This window comes from Streptomyces sp. NPDC005899, assembly GCF_040629645.1.
Taxonomy (GTDB): Bacteria; Actinomycetota; Actinomycetes; order Streptomycetales; family Streptomycetaceae; genus Streptomyces.
Genome location: NZ_JBEXWB010000064.1, coordinates 1 through 22,818 on the forward strand (window position 1 = coordinate 1; position 22,818 = coordinate 22,818).

At 69.0% G+C, this 22,818-nt stretch carries 24 protein-coding genes, 1 pseudogene and 1 riboswitch; of the genes and pseudogenes, 11 read left to right on the plus strand and 14 right to left on the minus strand.

Annotated features, from left to right (window positions below):
- Positions 1 to 77 precede the first annotated feature (77 nt).
- Positions 78 to 1,901, minus strand: a complete 1,824-nt coding sequence (gene thiC, locus ABZ371_RS11125) for a phosphomethylpyrimidine synthase ThiC (protein ID WP_358676695.1) — start codon at positions 1,899 to 1,901, stop codon at positions 78 to 80.
- A riboswitch (TPP riboswitch) is annotated at positions 1,894 to 2,027 on the minus strand. It overlaps the preceding gene by 8 nt.
- Before the next feature lie 71 nt (positions 2,028 to 2,098).
- Here thiC and ABZ371_RS11130 point away from each other — a divergent pair.
- Entirely contained in the window at positions 2,099 to 3,487 is a 1,389-nt protein-coding gene (locus ABZ371_RS11130) for a YibE/F family protein (RefSeq protein WP_358676697.1), read from the plus strand.
- Positions 3,488 to 3,566: 79 nt separating this feature from the next.
- Here the strand turns inward: ABZ371_RS11130 and ABZ371_RS11135 are convergent, their stop codons facing one another.
- From ABZ371_RS11135 to ABZ371_RS11150, 4 genes are all read right to left on the minus strand, one after another.
- The gene (locus ABZ371_RS11135; RefSeq protein WP_358676699.1) at positions 3,567 to 4,004 is read right to left on the minus strand and encodes an SsgA family sporulation/cell division regulator; all 438 of its coding nucleotides are present in this window, start codon (positions 4,002 to 4,004) and stop codon (positions 3,567 to 3,569) included.
- 101 nt (positions 4,005 to 4,105) lie between these two features.
- The gene (locus ABZ371_RS11140) at positions 4,106 to 4,876 is read right to left on the minus strand and encodes a helix-turn-helix domain-containing protein (protein WP_358676701.1); all 771 of its coding nucleotides are present in this window, start codon (positions 4,874 to 4,876) and stop codon (positions 4,106 to 4,108) included.
- A 326-nt stretch (positions 4,877 to 5,202) separates the two neighbouring features.
- Positions 5,203 to 5,412 (minus strand): DUF5326 family protein, encoded by a 210-nt coding sequence (locus tag ABZ371_RS11145; RefSeq protein WP_358676703.1) that lies wholly within the window; start codon positions 5,410 to 5,412, stop codon positions 5,203 to 5,205.
- Between the two features lie 125 nt (positions 5,413 to 5,537).
- The gene (locus ABZ371_RS11150; RefSeq protein ID WP_358676706.1) at positions 5,538 to 5,855 is read right to left on the minus strand and encodes a cupin domain-containing protein; all 318 of its coding nucleotides are present in this window, start codon (positions 5,853 to 5,855) and stop codon (positions 5,538 to 5,540) included.
- Positions 5,856 to 5,932: 77 nt separating this feature from the next.
- Between ABZ371_RS11150 and ABZ371_RS11155 the strand changes: the two genes are divergently transcribed.
- The 4 genes from ABZ371_RS11155 to ABZ371_RS11170 all read left to right on the plus strand — a co-directional run bounded on the left by ABZ371_RS11155 (position 5,933) and on the right by ABZ371_RS11170 (position 9,014).
- Positions 5,933 to 6,310, plus strand: a complete 378-nt coding sequence (locus ABZ371_RS11155; protein ID WP_358676708.1) for a phage holin family protein — start codon at positions 5,933 to 5,935, stop codon at positions 6,308 to 6,310.
- Between the two features lie 66 nt (positions 6,311 to 6,376).
- Entirely contained in the window at positions 6,377 to 7,501 is a 1,125-nt protein-coding gene (locus ABZ371_RS11160; RefSeq protein ID WP_358676711.1) for a cystathionine gamma-lyase, read from the plus strand.
- A 386-nt stretch (positions 7,502 to 7,887) separates the two neighbouring features.
- The gene (locus ABZ371_RS11165; protein ID WP_358676714.1) at positions 7,888 to 8,367 is read left to right on the plus strand and encodes an NUDIX hydrolase; all 480 of its coding nucleotides are present in this window, start codon (positions 7,888 to 7,890) and stop codon (positions 8,365 to 8,367) included.
- Positions 8,368 to 8,498: 131 nt separating this feature from the next.
- The gene (locus ABZ371_RS11170; protein ID WP_358676717.1) at positions 8,499 to 9,014 is read left to right on the plus strand and encodes a DUF2269 domain-containing protein; all 516 of its coding nucleotides are present in this window, start codon (positions 8,499 to 8,501) and stop codon (positions 9,012 to 9,014) included.
- Between the two features lie 139 nt (positions 9,015 to 9,153).
- Here ABZ371_RS11170 and ABZ371_RS11175 read toward each other — a convergent pair whose 3' ends face one another.
- Complete coding sequence (locus tag ABZ371_RS11175) at positions 9,154 to 10,365, minus strand: MFS transporter (RefSeq protein WP_358676720.1); 1,212 nt, start codon at positions 10,363 to 10,365, stop codon at positions 9,154 to 9,156.
- 166 nt (positions 10,366 to 10,531) lie between these two features.
- Between ABZ371_RS11175 and ABZ371_RS11180 the strand changes: the two genes are divergently transcribed.
- The 3 genes from ABZ371_RS11180 to ABZ371_RS11190 are packed head-to-tail and all read left to right on the plus strand — an operon-like array spanning position 10,532 to position 12,685.
- The gene (locus tag ABZ371_RS11180) at positions 10,532 to 10,990 is read left to right on the plus strand and encodes a MarR family transcriptional regulator (RefSeq protein ID WP_358676723.1); all 459 of its coding nucleotides are present in this window, start codon (positions 10,532 to 10,534) and stop codon (positions 10,988 to 10,990) included.
- 27 nt (positions 10,991 to 11,017) lie between these two features.
- Positions 11,018 to 11,470 carry a GNAT family N-acetyltransferase gene (locus ABZ371_RS11185; RefSeq protein WP_358676725.1) on the plus strand — a complete coding sequence of 151 codons (453 nt, stop codon included), beginning with the start codon at positions 11,018 to 11,020 and terminating at the stop codon, positions 11,468 to 11,470.
- A gap of 51 nt (positions 11,471 to 11,521) precedes the next feature.
- A complete protein-coding gene (locus ABZ371_RS11190) occupies positions 11,522 to 12,685 on the plus strand; it encodes a winged helix DNA-binding domain-containing protein (protein WP_358676728.1) in 1,164 nt (387 codons plus the stop codon).
- Positions 12,686 to 12,743: 58 nt separating this feature from the next.
- Here the strand turns inward: ABZ371_RS11190 and ABZ371_RS11195 are convergent, their stop codons facing one another.
- A complete protein-coding gene (locus ABZ371_RS11195) occupies positions 12,744 to 14,123 on the minus strand; it encodes a serine hydrolase domain-containing protein (protein ID WP_358676731.1) in 1,380 nt (459 codons plus the stop codon).
- 107 nt (positions 14,124 to 14,230) lie between these two features.
- Positions 14,231 to 14,815, minus strand: a complete 585-nt coding sequence (locus ABZ371_RS11200) for a dihydrofolate reductase family protein (protein WP_358676733.1) — start codon at positions 14,813 to 14,815, stop codon at positions 14,231 to 14,233.
- Between the two features lie 222 nt (positions 14,816 to 15,037).
- Here ABZ371_RS11200 and ABZ371_RS11205 point away from each other — a divergent pair.
- Positions 15,038 to 15,172: pseudogene (locus tag ABZ371_RS11205) on the plus strand (TetR family transcriptional regulator); the annotation flags it as partial.
- Between the two features lie 492 nt (positions 15,173 to 15,664).
- Here ABZ371_RS11205 and ABZ371_RS11210 read toward each other — a convergent pair.
- Together ABZ371_RS11210 and dnaB are read right to left on the minus strand one after the other, a co-directional pair.
- Positions 15,665 to 16,459, minus strand: coding sequence for a methyltransferase domain-containing protein (locus ABZ371_RS11210; RefSeq protein ID WP_358676736.1), 795 nt, complete (start codon positions 16,457 to 16,459; stop codon positions 15,665 to 15,667).
- 359 nt (positions 16,460 to 16,818) lie between these two features.
- Positions 16,819 to 18,297: a replicative DNA helicase gene (dnaB, locus tag ABZ371_RS11215; RefSeq protein WP_358676739.1), complete on the minus strand. Its 1,479-nt coding sequence runs from the start codon at positions 18,295 to 18,297 to the stop codon at positions 16,819 to 16,821.
- A 457-nt stretch (positions 18,298 to 18,754) separates the two neighbouring features.
- Between dnaB and ABZ371_RS11220 the strand changes: the two genes are divergently transcribed.
- Entirely contained in the window at positions 18,755 to 20,092 is a 1,338-nt protein-coding gene (locus ABZ371_RS11220) for an MATE family efflux transporter (RefSeq protein WP_358676742.1), read from the plus strand.
- Positions 20,093 to 20,351: 259 nt separating this feature from the next.
- On the opposite strand, the gene rplI is transcribed toward ABZ371_RS11220, so the two are convergent.
- The 4 genes from rplI to rpsF all read right to left on the minus strand — a co-directional run bounded on the left by rplI (position 20,352) and on the right by rpsF (position 22,074).
- Complete coding sequence (rplI, locus tag ABZ371_RS11225) at positions 20,352 to 20,798, minus strand: 50S ribosomal protein L9 (protein ID WP_014155197.1); 447 nt, start codon at positions 20,796 to 20,798, stop codon at positions 20,352 to 20,354.
- Positions 20,799 to 20,816: 18 nt separating this feature from the next.
- Positions 20,817 to 21,053, minus strand: a complete 237-nt coding sequence (gene rpsR / locus ABZ371_RS11230; protein ID WP_003967857.1) for a 30S ribosomal protein S18 — start codon at positions 21,051 to 21,053, stop codon at positions 20,817 to 20,819.
- Positions 21,054 to 21,097: 44 nt separating this feature from the next.
- On the minus strand, positions 21,098 to 21,715 hold the full coding sequence (locus ABZ371_RS11235; RefSeq protein WP_358676751.1) for a single-stranded DNA-binding protein: 618 nt from the start codon (positions 21,713 to 21,715) through the stop codon (positions 21,098 to 21,100).
- A gap of 68 nt (positions 21,716 to 21,783) precedes the next feature.
- Entirely contained in the window at positions 21,784 to 22,074 is a 291-nt protein-coding gene (gene rpsF / locus ABZ371_RS11240) for a 30S ribosomal protein S6 (RefSeq protein ID WP_031090355.1), read from the minus strand.
- 284 nt (positions 22,075 to 22,358) lie between these two features.
- On the opposite strand from rpsF, the gene ABZ371_RS11245 reads away from it, so the two are divergent.
- Positions 22,359 to 22,715 carry a hypothetical protein gene (locus ABZ371_RS11245; protein WP_358676754.1) on the plus strand — a complete coding sequence of 119 codons (357 nt, stop codon included), beginning with the start codon at positions 22,359 to 22,361 and terminating at the stop codon, positions 22,713 to 22,715.
- The last annotated feature ends 103 nt before the right edge of the window (positions 22,716 to 22,818 follow it).

The following is a 22,818-nucleotide window of genomic DNA, read 5'->3' on the forward strand; positions in this document are numbered from 1 at the left end:
GACCGGTCATGGTCCCGGGCGGCGCCGCGGCTCGGGGCGCGCCCCCCTCACCGGACACCGGCGCGGGGGCGCGTGGCTCAGTCCGCGATCGGCAGGTAGACCCTGTTCCCGGCTGCCGCGAACTCCCTGGACTTCTCGGCCATGCCGGCCTCGATCTCCTCCTGCCCGCCACCGTGTTCACGCCGGATGTCGTGCGAGATCTTCATCGAGCAGAACTTCGGACCGCACATCGAGCAGAAGTGGGCCGTCTTCGCCGGCTCGGCGGGCAGTGTCTCGTCATGGAACTCCCGCGCCGTGTCCGGGTCGAGCGCCAGGTTGAACTGGTCCTCCCACCGGAACTCGAACCGGGCGTCCGACAGCGCGTCGTCCCACTCCTGCGCCCCCGGGTGCCCCTTGGCGAGGTCGGCCGCGTGTGCGGCGATCTTGTACGTGATGACGCCGGTCTTCACGTCGTCGCGGTTCGGCAGGCCCAGGTGCTCCTTGGGAGTGACGTAACAGAGCATCGCCGTCCCCCACCAGGCGATCATCGCCGCGCCGATACCCGACGTGATGTGGTCGTACGCGGGCGCGATGTCGGTGGTCAGCGGGCCGAGCGTGTAGAACGGGGCCTCCTCGCAGATCTCCTGCTGGAGGTCGATGTTCTCCTTGATCTTGTGCATCGGCACGTGGCCCGGGCCTTCGACCATCGTCTGGACGCCGAACCGCTTGGCCACGGAGTTCAGCTCGCCGAGCGTGCGCAGTTCGGCGAACTGGGCCTCGTCGTTGGCGTCGGCGATGCAGCCCGGCCGGAGTCCGTCACCGAGCGAGTACGTCACGTCGTAGGCCGCGAGGATCTCGCAGAGCTCCTCGAAGTGCTCGTACAGGAACGACTCCTTGTGGTGCGCGAGACACCAGGCCGCCATGATCGATCCGCCGCGGGAGACGATGCCGGTCTTGCGACGGGCCGTCAGGGGGACGTACGGCAACCGCACGCCGGCATGCACCGTCATGTAGTCGACGCCCTGCTCCGCCTGCTCGATCACGGTGTCCTTGTAGATCTCCCAGGTCAGCTCCTCGGCCCGGCCGTCGACCTTCTCCAGCGCCTGGTAGAGGGGCACGGTGCCGATCGGCACGGGCGAGTTGCGCAGTACCCACTCGCGGGTGGTGTGGATGTTCCGGCCCGTGGACAGGTCCATGACCGTGTCGGCGCCCCATGTGGTGGCCCACGTCATCTTGTCCACCTCCTCCTCGATGGAGGAGGTGACCGCGGAGTTGCCGATGTTGGCGTTCACCTTCACCAGGAACCGCTTGCCGATGATCATCGGCTCGATCTCGGGGTGGTTGACGTTGGCCGGCAGCACGGCCCGGCCCGCAGCGATCTCCTCGCGCACGACCTCCGGTGCGACGTTCTCCCGGATCGCGACGTACTCCATCTCCGGGGTGATCTCGCCCCGGCGTGCGTACGCGAGCTGGGTGACCGGGCTGCCGTCCCGGCTGCGCCGCGGTCGGCGCGGGCGGCCGGGGAAGACCGCGTCGAGGTTGCGGAGCCCCTCGCCGGGCTCCCGGCCCCCGGCGGACGGGGAGGACCCGCCACGCGGCGCGGTGTGCTTGAGCCCGTCGTCCTCGGGGCGCGCGGGGCGGCCCGCGTACTCCTCGGTGTCCCCGCGGGCGATGATCCAGTTCTCCCGCAGGGGCGCGAGGCCCCGACGGACATCGGTCTCGGTCGAGGGGTCGGTGTAGGGCCCGGACGTGTCGTACAGCGTCACGTCCTTGCCGTTGGTGAGGTGCACCTGACGGACAGGCACCCGGAGGTCCGGGCGCGAGCCCTGGACGTACCCCTTGTGCCAGCCGATGGACTTCCCGGCCTCGGTGCTCTGCGCGTTCCGCGCCGAGGCAGGCGTGCGTGCGTCCGCTGTGGTCATGAGACCTACTCCCTACGCCGGCATTACCCGGTAACAGGTTCGGCGGTCGGCGCAGCGTGTCCCGTAAGGAGTTACGGAGGTCAGCGCCCTCTCAGCCCGGTGCTCCGAGCTCCCGCGTGTACAAAGGCGTCCCCACGCTAGCCCGCTTCCTGGCGTGCTGGCCAGAGGGCCCCTCCCGTTCTTGGGATGATCGCCGGGTGACGTCCCCCGGAATCCCCCCCGAACCCCACGGCCACGCGGCAGGCAGTACCCAAGGTCATGCGCATGGTCATACACACAGCCATGGACCCGCCGCGCCCGTGTCGGTCCACCTGCGCAAGGTCATCGCCGCGGTCCTGATCCCCTTCGCCACCGCGGTCCTCGTCGGCCTCGTGGCGTTCTGGCCCGGCAGCGCGCCCTCGCACGAGCGCACCGGTGTCGGTTTCGACCGTCAGACCCAGGAGGGCCGGGTGGTGAAGGTCGTCAGAGCCGACTGCGCGGACCTCAACGCCGCCCAGGTACCCCCGACCGGTGACACCTCCACACCGTCCGGCCGCGAGGCGGTCGCCGAGCAGTCCGGCCGGTGCGCGAAGGCCACGGTCGAGGTGACGAGCGGGAAGGACGAGGGGCGCACCTTCGTCGAAGTCGTCCAGCCCGACGCTCCCCGCCAACTGCGCGAGGGCCAGGGGGTGGTCGTGGCCTACGCACCGGACGCGCCCCGGGACCTCCAGTACTCGGTGACGGACGTCGACCGTACGTTCCCGATGGCACTGCTGGCCGGGATCTTCGCGCTCGCCGTGGTGGTCGTGGGCAGGCTGCGGGGGCTGATGGCGCTGATCGCGCTCGCCGTCTCGTTCGCCGTGCTGACGCTCTTCATCCTGCCGGCGATCCTGCAGGGGGCCAATCCGCTGGTCGTCGCGGTGATCGGGGCGAGCGCCATCATGCTGATCGCCCTCTACATGTGCCACGGCCTCACGGCCCGCACCTCGGTCGCCGTCATCGGCACGCTGATCTCACTGCTGTTGATCGGGCTGCTGGGCTCCCTCTTCATCGGCTGGGCGAGCCTGACGGGCAACACCGACGACAACACCGGCCTCATCCACGGGCTGTATCCGGGCATCGACATGAGCGGGCTGCTGCTGGCCGGAGTGATCATCGGATCGCTGGGCGTGCTCGACGACGTGACCGTCACCCAGACGTCCGCGGTCTGGGAACTGCACCAGGCGGACCCGGCCATGGGCGTGCGAGGGCTCTACCGCGCGGGCATCAGGATCGGACGCGACCACATCGCGTCGGTGGTCAACACGCTGGTACTCGCGTACGCGGGCGCCGCACTGCCCCTGCTGCTCCTCTTCTCGATCGCCCGGAGCAGTGTGGGGGCGGTGGCCGGCAGCGAACTGGTCGCGGAGGAGATCGTCCGGACCCTCGTCGGGTCGATCGGCCTGGTCGCGTCGGTGCCCGTGACGACGGTGCTCGCGGCGCTGGTCGTCTCCGCGGACCGCACGGGGCCCGGCGCGGAAGCCGAGATTCCCGCACCCGCGCGGACCGGGAGGGGGCGGGTTCCCGCACCCGCGCGGACCGGGAGGGGGCGGCGCCGCAAGGCCTGACCGGAGGCACCGGGCACCCGCCCCCGGATACCGGGGCCGGTGGTCGTCCGGCGCCGGGCGTGCAGCCGGTCGCACCCGTTCAGCCGGCGTTCTGCTCCTTGGCGAGGATCCGGCCCAGTGCCTCTTCCAGGTTGCCGTCGAAGTCACCCAGCGTGTGCTCCTGCCCCAGCGGTACCAGCTTGTCCGTACGGTCGAGAAATGCCACAAGAGGTGCCGTGCCGGCACGGAACATAGCCCTGTCCGCGCCGACCTGGAGACGGATGTGCACATCGGAGAGCCCCTCGGGCTCCGTCGGCGCGATGTGCACATCGCCGTCACCGCTGGGGCTGTTGAGGCCGTCGAGCAACAGCTCACGGCCGAACGCCCAGGTGACGGGTGCGTCGCCGGGCAGGTGGAAGGTCATCCGGATCGCGTACGGATCACCCACCTCGTACCGGAGCTCCACCGGGATACGGAAAGCAAGCTCCTCGGAGACGAGAAAGCTCATCATGACCTCTGCTTGAACCGACTCGCGCATCGTCCAACCCCGCAGTAGATGAATCTGGCCAGGAATGATCCCCCATGGCCCTATTGACGCCATCGTGATGCACGCGATAGCGGATCACAAGGAGTGATTTTTCAGATACTGATAGAGAACACGAACGAGCGCAAGAGAGTGGTGACTTCGCAGCGTAGTTGTTCGACTGCGGGGAGCAACCGTTCTTCTTCGTCCAGGGGGAGAGAAACAGCCATCGCCGCTACGGAGCACCCGACCGTGATCGGAATGGCGGCGCAGACCGTCCCCAGCGCGTATTCCTGCCGTTCGACGACGGGCTCCGTGCGCTTCATCGCCCTCAGACGATCGAGGAAGGCACGACGGTCCCGAACGGAGTAGCGCGTCAGCTGCCGAACGGGGTACCGGTCCAGGTGGTCCTCGCGCGCACGCTCGTCGAGCTGCCCCAGCAGACACTGGCCCAACGCGTGGGCGTGGCCCGTCTCCGGGAACGCGGCCCACTCACGCACGGCAGGGAACGCCGGTGTGTCGGCCACCGCGACCAGCTCCATCTCGCCGTCCCGGTACAGGGCGCAGTACACAGGGGCCTCGATGACATCCGCCCAGCGCGCCAGTGACTCGACGATCACGCCCGGCCTCGGGGTGGCGGAGCGGCCGCCCCCCAGGCGTTCCGTGGCGGCACCGAAGAGGAAGACGCCATTCTCCCGGCGCAGATAACCCTCGTGGGTCAGCGTGCGCAGGAGATGGTAGGCGGTGGGAAGGGGCAGGCCCGCCTCCCGCGCGAGTTGCTTCGCCGGCGCACCGTCCCGATGGGTGCCCACAGCCTCCAGCAGTCTCAACGCCCGCTGAACCGAAGCGATCAACGTCGGAACAGCGGTACTCGATGCCGTGGTCACAGGTCACCCCCGGACATGGTGACGGGCGCTCAGCCCTCCCGAGGGGGCCACCCCCACGGGCCCGCCGCGAGCCTGGGTCCGGAAGACCGGACGGTCGCACAAACCACTGAGCAGGATGGTGACGGTCTGTCATATCCCAGCCGCGGCAGCGGTACGCAACTGTATCGGCACGCTCGGCTACGAGTGGAGTTTCGCGGCGTACTTAGCTCAGCTGGGCTAATCAACCCACCGGCGGTCCACTTCCTGCCCGCGGAGCGCCCGGACCAGGGGCGCCGCTTCGGGGCGGTCCGGCGCTGGGGCCCGGGCCGGCGCCCCGGGCCCGGCCCCTACCAGTCGCCGCGCGAGGAGGACGCCGTGAACTTGCGCACGACGAAGACCAGACCACCGACCAGGACGACGAAGACCAGCACCTTGAACAGCAGCCCGATGACGAACCCGACCACACTGGCGATCAGGCCGCCGAACACGACGATCGCGATGAGCGGCACCGCGATCCACTTCACCCACCAGGGCATTCCCGCGAAGAGCTCCCGCATGGCCATCGTCCTTACCTCGGTCCGTGAGTTCCTGCTCCGATGCTAGGGGCGCGGCACCGCCCCGCGGGGGCCGGGAGCCCTTGGAGTCCCCTGAACGATCCCCTAGGGACCCCGGGGGGCTGCGGTCAGCTCTCCGGCGGAGAGAAGACCACCATCACCCGGAGGTCCTCGGTGATGTGGTGGAACTTGTGGGCGGCTCCGGCCGGCACGTAGACGACGCTCCCCCTGGCCACCTGGGTGGTCTCCGTGCCGACCGTGAGGGACGCGCGCCCGCTGACGACCAGGTAGACCTCGTCCTGCTTGTGCGGTCGCTGGGGATCGAGCTCGCCGGCGTCCAGCGCGTACAGGCCCACGGACATGTTGCGCTCCCGGACGAACTGCAGATAGGCGCCGTCGTTGGCGGCGCGCTCCGCCTCCAGTTCGTCCAGTCTGAATGCCTTCATCGTCCGTCCGCCCCTCGCGCCGCTCTCGTCCACTCCGCCGGTGCAGGCCACCGATCATGTCTGCCACGATCAGACACATGAAGAATTTCGTAGTCAAGACGCTCGCCAACGCGGGCGCGCTGGCTGTGGCCATCTGGCTGCTCGACGACATCACCCTGACCGGTGACGACACGGGTCGCGAGGTGCTCACACTGATCGTGGTGGCCCTGCTGTTCGGGCTGGTCAACTTCGTCGTCAAGCCGGTGGTGCAGCTGCTCACGCTTCCGCTGTTCATCCTGACGCTCGGGCTGATCACCCTGGTGGTCAACGCTTTGATGCTGATGCTCACCTCATGGCTCGCCGGTGTCCTCGACCTGGACTTCCACGTCGACGGTTTCTGGACCGCGGTCCTGGGCGGACTGATCATCTCGGTCGTGTCCTGGGCCCTCGCCGTGGCCCTCCCCGACGAGGACTGACCGATGCCCTCCTGGCACAGTGCAGAGCGGACCGGTGAACGCCGGGAGAGAGCGAGGGAATCAGCGATGAACACCACTGGCGACGGAACCCGTGCCGTACGGGCGGGGCTGCCCGAACCGGAGCAGTTCGGCCCCACCCTGCCCGGACCGGTCTTCGCGGCGCACTTCCACCTGTCCGGCGAACCGGTGGGCCCGTACACCTACGGGCGCGAGACGAACCCGACCTGGACCCACCTGGAGCGGGCCATCGGCGAGCTGGAGGCACCGGGGGAGCCGGTCGGGACGACGGTCTTCGCCTCCGGCATGGCAGCCGTCTCGGGCGTGCTGCTCTCCCAGGCACGCACCGGCGACATCGTGGTCCTGCCGGAAGACGGTTACCAGGCACTCCCCCTGGTGAGGGAGCAGCTGGAGGCATACGGGGTCGAGGTGCGCACCGCGCCGACGGGTGGCGACGCACAGTTGGAAGCCCTCGACGGGGCGAAGCTGCTGTGGATCGAGACGCCCTCCAACCCCGGCCTCGACGTGTGCGACATCCGCAGGCTCGTCACCGCCGCGCACGCGGCCGGTGCCCTGGTCGCGGTCGACAACACGCTGGCCACCCCGTTCGGACAGCGCCCTCTGGAGCTGGGGGCGGACTTCTCGGTGGCCAGTGACACCAAGGGCATGACCGGCCACGGCGACATCCTCCTCGGTCATGTGACCTGCCGGGATCCGCGACTGGCCGCCGACGTACGGCGGTGGCGCAAGGTGGTCGGCGCGATTCCCGGCCCCATGGAGGCTTGGCTCGCGCACCGCTCGCTGTCCACCCTCCAACTGCGGATCGACCGGCAGTGCTCCACCGCGCTCGCCCTGGCCGAGGTGCTGGCCACGCGCCCCGAGGTGACGGGGCTCCGCTACCCGGGCCTGCCGGGCGACCCCTCGTATCCGGTCGCGGTACGGCAGATGCGACGCTTCGGCTCCGTCGTCTCCTTCGTCCTCGCGGACCAGGAGACGGCCGAGCGTTTCCTGTCGGCTCTGCGGCTCGTCGACGACGCGACGAGTTTCGGCGGCGTGCGCTCCACCGCCGAGCGCCGGGCGCGGTGGGGCGGGGACGCCGTACCGGAGGGCTTCGTACGCTTCTCGGTCGGCGCCGAGGACCCCGCGGACCTGCTGGCCGACGTCGAACGCGCGCTGGACGAGGCCGCGCGCTGATCACGGCCACCGGCCCCCGGCCGCTCCGTCCCGGGCCGGATCCGCCCGGGACGGGCATCCCCGCCGCGCCGCCGGCCGGCAGGCGCGTCGGGCAGGGCCGGCCTTTGGCGGGTGGCCCCGTCGACCGGGGTCGCCATCCCGGGGCGGGTGGCCCGTCGACCGGGTGGCCGCCCTGGGCGACCGGGTTGCCGCCCGGGACGATCGGATGGCCGCCCTGGGCACATTCTTCCGCTTCCGGCGCGGCGGACAGCGGGCCGTGTGCCCCTCCTGACGCGGTCCTCCCTCACATCACGCCGGTGCACGAGAAGCTGGGGCGCACAACCGTCGATCGGTGACCATGGGGCTGGAAGCGTTTCAGACCGGGGTTCCTGGGCCACTCTCTTGCCATGACCGAACGCCCTGTGGTCAAGCGCACCGCACGCGCCGTCCTGCTGGACGGCGATGACCTCATTCTCATCAAGCGCACCAAGCCCGGGGTCGATCCGTACTGGGTCACCCCAGGTGGCGGGGTCGAGCCGGAGGACGACACCGTCATCGACGCCCTGCACCGAGAGGTCGACGAGGAGCTGGGCGCCAAGATCGTGGACGTCGTGCCGTGTTTCGTCGATACCGTGGAACACATCGAGCGCGGTGGGATCAAGGGCGTGAAGGTGCAGCACTTCTTCGTCTGCCGCCTGGAGTCGATGGACCCGTCGCGCCGCCACGGTCCGGAGATCGACGAGCCCTGCGGGGAGTACGAGATCGTGCGTGTTCCCTTCAGCAGAGTCGGCATCGCGGCGGTGCATCTGGTGCCCCTGTCCCTGCGGCACTACCTGGACGGAAACATCGAGGGTGTCCGGGCGATGCAGGCGCCGGACCTGGGCTGACCGAACCCACCACGTCCACTCGGGTCCAGACGTAGCCGGCCGGCAGAAGGAGTTCGTACGCCCGAACCAGTACGTGCGGGTACTCCCGCTGTCAGATGACCGAAGACACGGCCGTTGAGACCGTGTTTCACGTGAAACCACTCAAGCGTTCCACGCGCCGAAGCGTGCTCGTCGCCCATGTAGCGGTGTCTGTCAGCTGGCTGGGTCTGACCGTGGGGTTGCTGGCCCTTGGCCTCACCGCACTCCTCGCCCAGGACGCCACGGCGGCTCAGGCGGCCACGCGTGCCATGAAGGTGTTCGCGGACTGGCTCATCGTGCCGGTGGCTCTGCTGTCGCTGGTCAGCGGCCTGGTGCTGGCGCTCGGTACCCCGTGGGGTCTGGCCAGGCACCGCTGGGTATGGACCAAGTTCTGGCTGACGTCGATCGCCACCGCTCTGTCGGTCTTCTCCCTCCGCCCGGGTATCAACGAGGCGGCGGCCCGGGGAGCGGCTGATGTCGACCTGGTCATCGCACCCGCCGTGGCCACCGCCACCTACTTCTTCATCACCGCGATCTCGGTGCTGAAGCCCTGGGGTCCGACCCGGCGCGGTCGGCGCCTCCGCATGACGACCGGCACGGCCGCAAGGGCGGACACGCACGTCTCGTGACCCCGGCGTGCGATCACACCGAAGCCGTCGGCAGTACGCCGCTGCGAGCGGCCGTCCCACCGACGGCGGGGAGCGCGGGAAGGACGCCCGATGCCGGGAGCGCGGGAGTCGGCCCGGCGATGGCGGGGGCCGGAGGGGCTCAGCTCCGGTTCGCTCCGGCGTGAGCAGGTGCCGGGTCGTGTGCGGCGACCACCCGGCTCGGCGTGCCGGTGCGACGTTCGAGCGCACCGGACAGCAGGGCGAGGAGCAGCGCCGAAGCGGCGAGGGCAGCACCCACCCAGTTGGGCGCGGTGTAGCCGAATCCGGCTGCGATGACCACGCCCCCGAGCCAGGCCGAAAGGGCGTTGCCGAGGTTGAAGGCGCCGATGTTGACGGCCGACGCGAGGGTGGGCGCTCCCACGGCCTGGTCGAGGACGCGCTTCTGCAGCGGAGGCACGGTGGCGAATCCGAGACCTCCGATGAGGACGACGGTGACCGCGGCGGCGAGTTTGTTGTGGGCCGTCAGCGTGAACAGGGCCAGTACCACGGCCAGCGCACCGAGCGACACGTACAGCATGGGCATCAGATGCCGGTCGGCGAACCGTCCACCGATCAGGTTGCCACCGACCATGCCGATCCCGAAGAGGACGAGCAGCCAGGTGACGGACGAGGGCGCGAAGCCCGTGGTCTCCGTCATCATCGGGGTGATGTAGGTGATGGCCGCGAAGACACCGCCGAAGCCCAGGACCGTCATCGCCATGGCGAGCAGTACCTGGACGTTGCGGAAGGCCGCCAGTTCCGGACCGAGCCGTACACCCTGCGGCTTCGGCTGCTCGGGTACGAGCTTCGCCACCCCCAGGAGGCCCAGGACCCCGAGCCCCGCCACCACGAAGAACGTGAGCCGCCAGCCGGCACTCTGCCCGACGAACGTACCGAGGGGGACGCCGACGACGTTGGCGAGGGTGAGCCCGGTGAACATCGTGGCGATGGCGCCGGCCTTCTTCCCGGGTGCGACCAGCCCTGCGGCCACGACCGAACCGATACCGAAGAACGCTCCATGGGCGAGTGACGCGATCACGCGACCGGCGAGCATCACACCGAAGACGGGGGCGAGCGCCGACACGACGTTCCCCACGATGAACAGCCCCATCAGCACCATGAGCATGCGTTTGCGGGTGAAACGTGCGCCCAACACGGTCATCAGGGGTGCGCCGAGCACCACCCCGAGGGCGTATCCCGTGACGAGGAAACCTGCGGTCGGGATGGAGACCTGGAAGTCCGCCGCGATGTCGGGAAGCAATCCCATGATCACGAACTCGGTGGTCCCGATACCGAAGGCCCCCATGGCGAGGGCGAGGAGCGCGAGCGGCATGGGAGCCACCCTCCAATCAGTTGCATCAGCATTTAACAAGCGGACACAATAATTGCATGCGCTTGATAAATGCAAGCGCGGGCTATTGCGCACGTGCCCTATCCTGGATGCAGATGCAGGTAGCTCCGTGCACGCGGAGGCGCCCGTTCACACGGAGGAGAGACACATGACCGCGACAGACCCCGCGCTGACGGCCCTCTCCCAGAGCTGGTGCGCCCTCTCCCTGCTCCACGGGAAGATCGAGGCTCACATCGAACGCGCACTCCAGTCCCAGCACGGCCTCAGCGTGCGCGAGTACTCACTGCTCGACGTCCTGAGCCGCCAGCACAGCGGCACGGGAGGGCACCTCCAGATGAAGCAGGTGGCCGACGCGGTGGTGCTCAGCCAGAGCGCCACGACCCGCCTGGTCACCCGGCTCGAGGATCGTGGTCTGCTCACCCGGTATCTCTGCGACACGGACCGGCGGGGCATCTACACCGACGTCACGGAAGCAGGCCTGGCGTTGCTCGACGCCGCCCGTCCCACCAATGACACCGCCCTGCGCGCAGCCCTCGACGACGCGGCCAGGAACCCGGAGCTGGCCCCGCTGGTGCGGACCGTGGAGGCGCTCAACGTCCCCGCCTGACCGTCCGGATTGCGTAGTCTGCCGATCATGAGCGATCTCGAGATACGTCCTGCCGCCCTCGACGACGTCCCGGCCATCGTCGCCATGCTCGCCGACGACCCACTCGGGGCCCGGCGCGAGTCGCCGGACGACCTCGTGCCGTACCACGCCGCGTTCCGCCGGCTCGCCGACGACACGAACCAGCACCTGGTCGTGGCCGTACGCGACGGCCAAGTCGTGGGTACCTTGCAGCTCACGGTGGTGCCCGGCCTGTCCCGTCGCGGGTCGACCCGTTCGATCATCGAGGGCGTCCGTATCCACGCCGACGAACGAGGCAGCGGTCTGGGCACCCAGCTCATCCAATGGGCCGTCGACGAGTCCCGGCGCGAAGGCTGCCAACTGGTGCAGCTGACGTCCGACGCCACGCGCACCGACGCCCATCGCTTCTACGAGCGGCTCGGCTTCACGGCCAGCCATGTGGGCTTCAAACTCACACTGTGAATCGTGGGGAGCGTCGGGTGGGTTCCGGCATCGTCGCACCGAGAGGGCAGCATGCACCGGATCGATGACGAACAACGCCGCATCAGGCTCGGCAGGCGGCATCTGCTGGCGCCGTCCGTTCGTGCGCACTCCGCCGTCGCGGTGGCGGACGCCGTCGTGGCCCTGCACGCGACCGATGCCGCAACGGTCTACCTCTCCTCCTGCGCCAGGTTGTCGCGACCCGGAGTGGAGGTGGTGGAACGCGCCCTGTACGAGGACGTCGAGCTGGTGCGTCTGCCGTCGATGCGGAACACCCTGTTCACCGTGGGCCGGGACATCGCACCGTTCGTCGACGCGGCAAACGCACGGGCCGTGGCAGCGAAGGAGCGCCGCACGTTTCTCAAGCATCTGCGTGAGGACGGCAACGGGCTCGACGAGTACTGGCTCGCCGAGGTCGAACAGGCTGCGCTCGCCGCCCTGAGCGCTCGGGGCCACGCGACCGGGAGCGAGCTTTCCGCAGCCGTACCCGCGCTGCGCACCAAGATCACGGTCTTCCCCGGCACCAGGCAGGAGACGGTGCAGACAGTCGCCTCGCGGGTGATCCGGCTGCTGGCCGCGGACGGACGCATCCGCCGGGACCGGCCGCGCGGCTCCTGGACCTCCAGCCAGTTCCGCTGGACGGCCGCGGAGCCTTCGCCCCCCGTGCCGACGGCAGACGCGCAGGCGGAGTTGGCACGTCGCTGGCTCCGCTCCTACGGCCCGGGGACCGAAGCCGACCTGAAGTGGTGGACGGGATGGGGCATCCGCGAGACGCGCAGGGCGCTGATCGCCGCCAGGAGCGAGGAAGTACTGCTGGACAGCGGCGCCATCGGCTGGGTCGCCCCAGGAGACCATGCCCCCGAGCCTCCACCGGAGCCGTGGGCCGCTCTGCTGCCCGGTCTCGACCCGAGTGCGATGGGCTGGGCCGACCGCGGCTTCCACCTGTCACCCGCTCACCGCGCCGCCCTCTTCGACCGCGCGGGCAACATCGGCCCCACGGTCTGGTGGAACGGAACCATCGTGGGCGGCTGGGCCCAGCGCCCGGACGGCGACGTGGTGTGGCGGCTGCTGGCCGATGTGGGACGGGACGCTTCGCACCTCATCGAGGCGGAGGCCGCGCGGCTCTCCTCCTGGGTGGGCGAGGTCCGGATCACTCCCCGTTTTCGTACGCCGCTGGAGCGGGAGCTCACGTCCTGACCCGCGGCCGCCGTGGATGACCGGTGTTTCACGTGAAACACCGGCCTCCTTTGCCGACTCAGGGAGCGAGTCCTTGCCAGCCCTTCTCGTGCACGCCGCCTGGGATGTCTGCTGAGGCGTCGTAGGGCTCCCGGGTGAAAACGAACGAACCCACATCGAGGTGATCGACCGTGCCCTCATCGGTCCGACGCACGCGAAGGGACTCTCCCGCGTAGTACCCGTCCAGACCGACCCACGTCCCGTCCGGGAGCGCCCGGAACCGCGCTCCGCGGCCCCCACCACGCAACGGTTGCAGTACGAGACCTCGGTCCGCCAGGAGCTTCAGGGTGTGCACGTGCGTGCCCCAGTACCAGAGGCCCGTCAGACCGAGCAGCTCTTCATCGATGGCGGGCAGGGGCCGCCACGGCTCGGGGATCCTCGGCTCAGCTTCGGCGACGATGCCGACAAGGTCCGCGGCGACCGCGGTGGTGAGCGGGCCGGATGTGGCGTTGGTGAGCACCACCGCGGCGACGTCGTCCTGCACGCTGAACCACAGAGCGGCCAGGAACCCGGGCAGCGACCCGGAATGCCCGAGAAGAGTCCTGCCCTCCCGCTGCATCAGCTGAAGGCCGAGGCCGTAACCACCGGACCGGTCCCCCGCTTCCGGCGGTGCGGCCGGAGCACGCATCTCCTCCACCGAGGACGCGCGCAACACCCGCTCGTCCCCTCGTTCGAGGAAGGCGGCGAAGCGGAGAAGGTCCGCGGCCGTCGACCAGAGCTGACCGGCCGGCGCCATCAGCCCGAGGTCCTCGGCCGGCTCGGGGAGCATGACGTCCGCCCACGGATGCACGGCCCAGCCGCCCGCGTGCGGGGCCTGCGCCTGGGTGGTGGTCCGACGCATCTCCAGTGGTTCGAGGATCTCGCGACGCAGCACCTCGGCCCAGGAAGCGCCGCGCAACCTCTCGACCAGGGCCCCGAGCAGCGTGTACCCGGGGTTGGAGTAGTGGTGCCTGACTCCGGCGGTCTGCAACCGTGGTTGTTCACCGAGGACGTCCGCGAGGCCGGGCCGTATGGATCCGGGGGTCCTCTCCCACCAGGGCGCGGGCGCCTCGGCCTTGAGTCCCGCACTGTGCCCCAGCAGCTGGTGGACCGTCATGTCCCCGACTCCGGCGTCGGGCAGGTGCTTTTCCAGCGGGTCGTCCAGAGCGATCAGCCCTTCGTCGCGCAGGCGCATCACCAGGACAGCGGTGAACGTCTTGGTGATCGAGCCGATCCTGAACTGCGTGTGCTGATCGGGTGCATGCCCGTCCACACAACTGCGCGAGCCGCTCCAGACGATCCGGCCGCCCCGCTGCACCGCGGCGACGAGCGAGGGGGTTCGGCCTTCGGACTGCGCGGTGGCGATGCGATGGAGCAGGGCACGGCGGGTGCCGGCGAGTAGTTCTTCGGAAGAGGCCATGGTCAAGAACTACCCCGGCCGCGGCCGGCTCGCGAAAACTTCACGGCCCCGGACCGGTGCGGAGCCCGGTCGGAGCCGGGGATCACCGGCACGGACAGGCGTCGGCGTCAGCGCACCCGGTCGTAGGTCCTGACCAGGATTCCGTTGCCGAAGGTACGCACGTCCCGTAGAGCGAAGGGGGTCACCGTGAACCCGGTACCGAACATCGGCATTCCGGATCCGTAGATCTGTGGGTAGGTCTTGATGACGAGTTCATCGATCTCGTCGATCAGCTCACCGGCCAGCTCGGAGCCTCCGCAGAGCCAGATACCTCGCCGGCTCTCCTGCGCCTTGAGTTCCCTGATCCGCCCGACCACGTCCTCCGAGACGATCTCCACCCCCGGGTCGGGAGCCACCCGCAGGGTCCGGGAGGCCACCAGCTCCTCCATGTGGCCGTACGGACTGGTGATCCCTGTGTCCAGCGCCAGCTGATAGCTGGCCCTTCCCTGGATCACCGTGTCGAAATGCCGGTTCTCCGCCCCCTCGATACCGAGCACTTTGCGTCCCTGCACGGCCACCGTCTCCGGGTACTCCGAGGTGAGGAACCCGAGGAACTCCTCACTGAGGAAGGTCATCATCGACGTGGCATCGCCGTCCGGATCTCCGATGAAACCGTCGATGGAGCAAGCGACGAAGTAGGTGAGCTTCCGCATGTGTCCCCGTCCCGTACGTACGTGTCGTAAGTGGCCGCCACTCTCCCGAAGCGCCGCTCGAGGAAGTTGACCACTCCAGGCATAGTGCTTCATCCGGAGTGGTAAGGCAAGTGGCTTTCCGAAGTGTCCAGGGCCTCCCGCTCCCCCCGTGTCGCGACCGGCGCGATAGCGGAGGCCTGGTGGCGTCGTTGCGACGATCTCCAGTGACGCCAGAAGCGCTCCATGTCGACCCACCAGCACCGCCGCGTAGGTGAGCGCGCCCAGCGCAGCCGGCTCGTCCTCGCCGCAGCACGCGAGTTGGCCGAGGCAGAGGGCTGGAAGGCGGTGACGACCCGCCGCCTCGTCGAGCGCGTGGGCTACAGCCGGCCGGTGCTCTGCAGCCACTTACCGGGCAAGGAGGCCATCGTGGCGGCCGTCGTCGAGGTGGGGCTCGCCGAACCGGCCGAGCGACTGTGCCATGCACGCACAGCCATCCGCGGACGCGAGCCCACACACGGCATGCGCGCCGTGTGCCAGGCATGTCTGCGCTTCGCGATCGACCACCGGGCCCTGCACGAGGCGGTGTGCACGATGTCCACGCGCCTGCGGTTCGCCGACGAGGAGACACCCCCGGCGTTGCGGGCCGGTTTCGGCTCTTCATGGAAGCGCTGCCCGAGGAAGCCGTGGAACGCGAGGCAGGGGCCGAACTGCTGTGGGCCGCCCCGCACGGAATCTCCGCCTTGTCGGCAGCCGGCCGCATCCCGGCCCCAGGCGAGAAGAAGCGCCTGCACCTGCCTATCGACCACATCACACCGAGTGGCCGACTCCCGAGCGGTCGCTTCCCGTGAGCGACCCGGCGGGCGTGCACCCTCACAACGGCGGGTGACCACCGGCGTACTGAGGCTGGTCGCTCCGACGCGCCAGATGGACGGTGAGGTCGGCGGCGATCTCCACCGTCCCGGGCAGAGCCTCAAGGATCCGGCGGAACGCCTGTCGCCGCTCCAGGGCGGGCAGTATCAGGTAGGCCGAGACCGTCGAGAGGTGGCCGACGTAGCCGCGAGCACTCATCGTGAAGCGCCGCTCGATCACGGCCTGCCGGACGTCGGTGAACCATGCGCACCGTCGAAGCTCCGTGCCCGGCCACTGCATGTCCCGCCCTGGGGGCGTTCCGTCCGGAGAAGGAACCTCGTCACTCTCCAGGAACGGGGCTCGTGCCGCGCGAACGGCTTCCTCCACGGTCGGGTCGGCCGGCCGGACCGGCCCGCCGCACGAGGCGAACACGCCACCCGGCTCCAGCAGCGCGCTGACGCGAGACCATCGGCCCTCCGGTCGCGTCCAGTGCAGCGCTGCCGCCGCATAGACCAGCCCGTACCTGTCGACCGGCCGCACGTCCTCGAGTGCGGCCCGCACCGTCCTGACGTTCGCCGGCACGTGCTTGCGCAGTTCGGTGAGCATCGCTCCGTCGGGCTCGGTCGCGGTGACCGTGATACCTCGTCGGGCGAACAGGCGGGTCGCCTTCCCCGTCCCGGCACCGATCTCGAACGCGGTCCGCACCGGATGGCCCGCGTACGCCATCACCATGTCGAAGAGCTCGACGGGATACCCCGGCCGGAACCGTTCGTATGCTTCCGCCATCTCACCGAAGCTCAGCGCGCGACCGGACATGCCGAGCATCCTGACAGAGCGGCCCCGACAGTGGGTGGTCTCGGACGGCCACGCGCCCCTGCGCCCGGGAGTGCCGAGTCATCCGGCATTGCTCGCGCGCTGCTGAGACACAAGCCCGGACGCTGACCGGGGCCGCCCCCTGGCAGGACCTTCCGACCGGGGTGTCGACGACGCTCGGCGCAGATCTCAGTCCCGATGTCATGCGATCGACCGAGCGACCTGCGCCTCCGGACCGTCCTCGATCGGATGACGTGGCACTGGTTCTCAGCCGCGTGACAGGTTCACCGGTCCCCTGGCCGGCCTCGTCGTTACCGGAAACGCCGAGGGCGCCTGAGAAGTGAGAGCCGCACACGGCAGGCTCACGTCTGGGCCATGTCCACGAAGCGCGAGTAGTGGCCCTGGAACGCCACGGTGATCGTCGCCGTCGGGCCGTTGCGGTGCTTGGCCACGATCAGGTCCGCCTCACCCGCACGCGGCGACTCCTTCTCGTACGCGTCCTCGCGGTGCAGCAGGATCACCATGTCAGCGTCCTGCTCGATGGAACCGGACTCGCGCAGGTCGGAGACCATCGGCTTCTTGTCCGTGCGCTGCTCGGGGCCACGGTTCAGCTGGGAGAGCGCGATGACAGGAAGCTCCAGCTCCTTGGCGAGCAGCTTGAGGTTACGGGACATGTCCGACACTTCCTGCTGACGGCTCTCGGCCCGCTTGGCACCGCCGGACTGCATCAGCTGGAGGTAGTCGATGACCACGAGCTTGAGGTCGTTGCGCTGTTTGAGGCGGCGGCACTTCGCGCGGATCTCCATCATGGAGAGGTTCGGCGAGTCGTCGATGTACAGCGGGGCCGCCGACACGTCCGGCATGCGCCTGGCCAGTCTCGTCCAGTCCTCGTCCGTCATGGTGCCGGAGCGCATGTGGTGGAGCGCGACCCTGGCCTCGGCGGACAACAGGCGCATCGCGATCTCGTTGCGGCCCATCTCGAGGGAGAAGATGACGCTCGGCAGATTGCTCTTGATCGAACAGGCACGGGCGAAGTCCAGGGCGAGCGTCGACTTACCCATGGCGGGTCGCGCCGCGATGACGATCATCTGCCCGGGGTGCAGCCCGTTGGTCAGCGAGTCGAGGTCGGTGAAGCCCGTGGGCACACCCGTCATCTCGCCGCTGCGCGAGCCGATCGCCTCGATCTCGTCGAGAGCACCCTCCATGATGTCGCCGAGCGGCAGGTAGTCCTCACTCGTGCGCTGCTCGGTCACGGCGTAGATCTCGGCCTGGGCCGAGTTCACGATCTCGTCGACGTCGCCGTCGGCCGCGTATCCCATCTGCGTGATCTTCGTGCCGGCTTCCACCAGGCGCCGGAGCACGGCACGCTCGTGGACGATCTCCGCGTAGTACGAGGCGTTGGCCGCGGTCGGCACCGACTGGACCAGCGTGTGCAGGTAGGGGGCTCCGCCGACCTTGGTGATCTCGCCGCGCTTGACCAGCTCGGCCGCGACCGTGATGGGGTCGGCCGGCTCACCCTTGGCGTACAGGTCGAGGATCGCCGTGTAGACGGTCTCGTGCGCCGGGCGGTAGAAGTCGTGTCCCTTGATGATCTCCACGACGTCCGCGATGGCGTCCTTGGAGAGCAGCATGCCGCCGAGCACGGACTGCTCCGCGTCCAGGTCCTGCGGAGGTACCCGCTCGAAACCGGACGAGCCGCCGTCCCAGCCGCTCTCCCGCCCCCGCTCGTGCTGCTCGTCGCGGCCCCTGCTGCTCTCTCCGCGGCGCTGACGGGACACAGGCAGACGATCGCTGGGCCCGACGTCGGTCCAGGGGTCGTCCAACGGCTCGGGAATGCTCATCCGGCCACCTCCTCCCGTCCGCTTCGCGGACCTAGCCGTGCCACTCTTTCTTACGGCACAGCACCGACAAACAAGACGCCCGACTCCGGTTCCGGCGCTTCAAGTTCTGGGGACTTCCCTGCCGGAACGGAGTGCGGGCGCCGCACCACGGTAGGCCGCCCAGCACCGTCAGCCAATCCGGTTATCCACAGGGCATGTGGATGAAGGACCAGATGCTGTGGAGAACCCCCCGGATCCTGTGCACGGACCGGGGGACAGCGCTGTGGACAAACTCATACCGAGCCGGGGAGACCGAATCTGACCTGCGGCTTTTCCATCCACCGACTGTGGGGAAGAAAAACTTTCACCCATCTCTCAAGATCACTCGCGGCGGTCGTCGGCCCGCCGGGGAAGCGCGCTAGAAGTAAGGACTGCAAGCACTTTGCATCTCTTACCTGTGGAAGATTAGATTGCTCCCATGACCCAGGCCCCCGCAACACCGCCGCCCTCTCGCCGACGGCACGACCGCGAGATCATTGCCCTGGCTGTTCCGGCCTTCGGCGCACTCGTGGCCGAGCCTCTCTTCGTCATGGTCGACAGCGCCATCGTCGGCCACCTGGGCACTCCGCAACTGGCCGGCCTGGGGGTCGCCGCCGCCCTGCTGACCACTGCGGTCAGCATCTTCGTCTTCCTCGCCTATGCCACCACCGCCGCGGTCGCCCGCCGGGTCGGAGCGGGTGATCTCCCCTCCGCCATCCGCCAGGGCATGGACGGCATCTGGCTGGCACTCCTCCTCGGAGCCCTCGTCGTCGCCCTCGCACTCCCGTCGGCTCCCTGGCTGGTCGACGTCTTCGGTGCCTCCGACACGGCCGCGCCGTACGCCACCACCTACCTGAGGATCTCCAGCCTCGGGATCCCGGCGATGCTCGTCGTGCTCGCGGCCACGGGTGTGTTGCGCGGTCTGCAGAACACCCGGACACCTCTCTACGTAGCCATCGGCGGTTTCGCAGCCAACGCGGCTCTCAACGTCGGGCTGGTGTACGGCGCCGGCCTGGGTATCGCCGGATCCGCCTGGGGGACGGTCACCGCCCAGATCGGCATGGCGCTGGTCTACCTCGTCGTCGTGGTGCGCGGAGCGCGACGGCACGGGGCGTCCCTGAGGCCCGACATCGCGGGGATCAGGGCCAGCGCCCAGGCAGGTGTTCCGCTCCTGGTCCGCACGCTGTCACTGCGCGCGGTGCTGCTGATCGCCACCGCTGTCGCCGCCAGGCTCGGTGACACCGACATCGCCGCACACCAGATCATCCTCTCGCTCTGGAGTCTCACGTCCTTCGCGCTCGACGCCATCGCCATCGCGGGGCAGGCCATCATCGGGCGCTATCTGGGCGCGGACGACCCGAAGGGCGCTCGCGAGGCATGCCGGCGCATGATCCAGTGGGGAATCGCCTCCGGAATCGTCCTCGGAGTGCTGATCGTGCTGGCCAGACCTCTGTTCGTCCCGTTGTTCACTGGCGACAGCACCGTGCGGGACACGCTTCTTCCCGCGCTGCTGGTAGTAGCGCTCTCCCAACCGGTCGCCGGCGTGGTCTTCGTCCTGGACGGGGTACTCATGGGTGCCGGAGACGGTCGCTATCTGGCCTGGGCCATGCTTCTCACCCTGGCGGTGTTCGCACCGGTCGCCCTCCTCGTTCCCCGTTTCGGAGGGGGCCTCACCGCTCTCTGGTGGGCCATGGCACTGATGATGGCCGTGCGGCTGGCCACACTGTGGTTGCGCATCCGTTCCGGTCGATGGGTCGTCACCGGCGCGACCCGCTGAACCGAACCGACAGCCACCGAACGGCTCCCGAAGGACAGGGAGCAGCACCCGAGGTGCAGGAAGCGGAGCCCGGGCAGCAGGGAGCGAGTGCCCAGCCCCGGGACGCGGCGTCAGCCTGTTTCACGTGAAACGTCGCTTCGGCATCCCTGAACCTGGAACCGTGACGTGGGGACCACGGTCGCCCAGGACACAGGCCGAACGCGACGAAGGGCCGCACCCGGGGGTGCGGCCCTTCACCTAGCTCTGCTGAGCTGCGCCCTTAGGCAGCAACGACCTCGATACCGAGCTTCGCGGCAACCTCGGGGTGCAGGCGGACGGACACCTGGTGCCCGCCCAGCGTCTTGATCGGCGAGCCGAGCTCGACGCGACGCTTGTCGACGTCCGGACCACCGGCAGACTTGATCGCCGAGGCGATGTCGGCCGGGGTGACGGAGCCGAAGAGGCGGCCGGCGTCGCCGGAGCGAACTGCCAGACGCACCTTGACGGCCTCGAGCTTGGCCTTGATCTCGTTGGCCTGCTCGATCGTCGCGATCTCGTGGATCTTGCGGGCGCGGCGGATCTGCGCCACGTCCTTCTCGCCACCCTTGGTCCAGCGGATGGCGAAGCCACGCGGAACCAGGTAGTTACGGGCGTACCCGTCCTTGACGTCCACGACGTCGCCGGCAGCACCGAGGCCAGTGACCTCGTGGGTGAGGATGATCTTCATGATTCGGTCACCCTTCCCTTATCGCGCGGTGGACGTGTAGGGCAGCAGCGCCATCTCACGGCTGTTCTTGACTGCCGTGGCGACGTCACGCTGGTGCTGCGTGCAGTTGCCGGTGACGCGGCGGGCACGGATCTTGCCGCGGTCGGAAATGAACTTCCGCAGCATGTTCGTGTCCTTGTAGTCCACGTACTGGGTCTTGTCCTTGCAGAACGCGCAGACCTTCTTCTTAGGCTTGCGCACAGGCGGCTTCGCCATGGTGTTTCTCCTGTGTGATCAAGAAGTGGGGGTACGAGCGACCCTTAGAAGGGAGGCTCGTCCGAGTAGCCGCCGCCGGAGCCGCCGGAACCGCCGGAGCTTCCGCCCCAGCCGCCCCCGCCGCCCTGCTGAGCCCCGCCCTGCTGACCGCCGGCCGGCGCGCCGGTGGCCCACGGGTCGTCGGCGGGAGCACCGCCGCCGCCCTGCTGACCGCCGCCACCGGGACCGCCGCCCCAGTTGCCGCCGCCCTGCTGGGCACCGCCGTAACCACCCTGACCGCCACCCTGGCCACCGCGACCTGTCGTCTTGGTGACCTTGGCCGTGGCGTTCTTGAGACTGGGGCCGACTTCCTCGACGTCCAGCTCGTAGACCGTGCGCTTGACACCCTCGCGGTCCTCGTAGGACCGCTGCTTCAGCCGGCCCTGCACGACGACGCGCATGCCTCGCTGAAGCGACTCCGCGACGTTCTCCGCCGCCTGACGCCAGACCGAGCAGGTGAGGAACAGGCCTTCGCCGTCCTTCCACTCATTGGTCTGCCGGTCGAAGATGCGGGGAGTGGACGCGACACGGAACTTCGCGACCGCCGCACCGGACGGGGTGAAGCGCAGCTCGGGGTCGTCGACGAGATTGCCGACGACCGTGATGACGGTCTCGCCTGCCATGGGTGAACCTCTCGGCGGGGATTGCTGGCTGCTTGCTACTCGAACCCGATGACCGCTGAGCTAGATGCTCAGTGGATCTCGGGACGGAGGACCTTGGTCCGGAGGACCGACTCGTTCAGGTTCATCTGTCGGTCGAGCTCCTTGACGACCGCGGGCTCGGCCTGCAGGTCGATGACCGAGTAGATGCCCTCGGGCTTCTTCTTGATCTCGTAAGAGAGACGACGACGGCCCCAGGTGTCGACCTTCTCGACCTTTCCGTTGCCCTCACGGACGACGGAGAGGAAGTTCTCGATCAGCGGGGAGACTGCTCGCTCCTCAAGATCGGGGTCGAGGATGACCATCACCTCGTAGTGACGCATGTGGAACCCACCTCCTTTGGACTCAGCGGCCACGGTCGTTCCGTGGCAGGAGGGTCGTGATGCGTGAGCAACAGTGTCTCCGAGTAAAACAGCCGCCACTGACAATGCCCTTCCCGTGAAACGAGGGGGCTGTCGTGGGCGGCTCCGGGCAGACACCGGTGCAGACCGTACAGACTACCCGCAGACCGCCTTCCGGTTGAAATCCGGTGCTCAAGGAGCACAATCGAGACAGATGCGGTGTGACAGGCACTACATTGCGCCGCCCTTCCGGCCAGGAGGTGCTCATGGCTCAGACAGTTCGTCCCGCCGGCAGCCGGCCCGCCCACGGCCGGGCGCCCGGAACCCGCCGGCCCACCGGGTCACTCTTCGCGACGGACGGCAGGCCCCATCCGTTGCAGGAGCTCCTGATGGTGGTCACCGGCGTACTGGGCGTCCTCGCCTTCGTGACGGCGATGTTCCACAACCTGCACCTGATCAGCTCGTGGGCCGGGTTGATCGGCATCATGACCGGCGCCTACGGGCAGTACATCTCCCGGACCACCTGGCAGCGGTTCGGCCTGATCATGGGGCTCGGCTCCTCGGCCGTCGGCTTCCTGCTCGGCATGGCGCACGGCGGCCTCTTCGGCGGCGTGATCAGCTGAGCGGCAGAACCGTGGCCCACCCCTCGGGCACGCTCCGCACAGCGCTTCGGCAGGCGATCCGTCGTGAGGGGCGCCTGGCCCGGCCCTCACGGGCCGGGCCAGG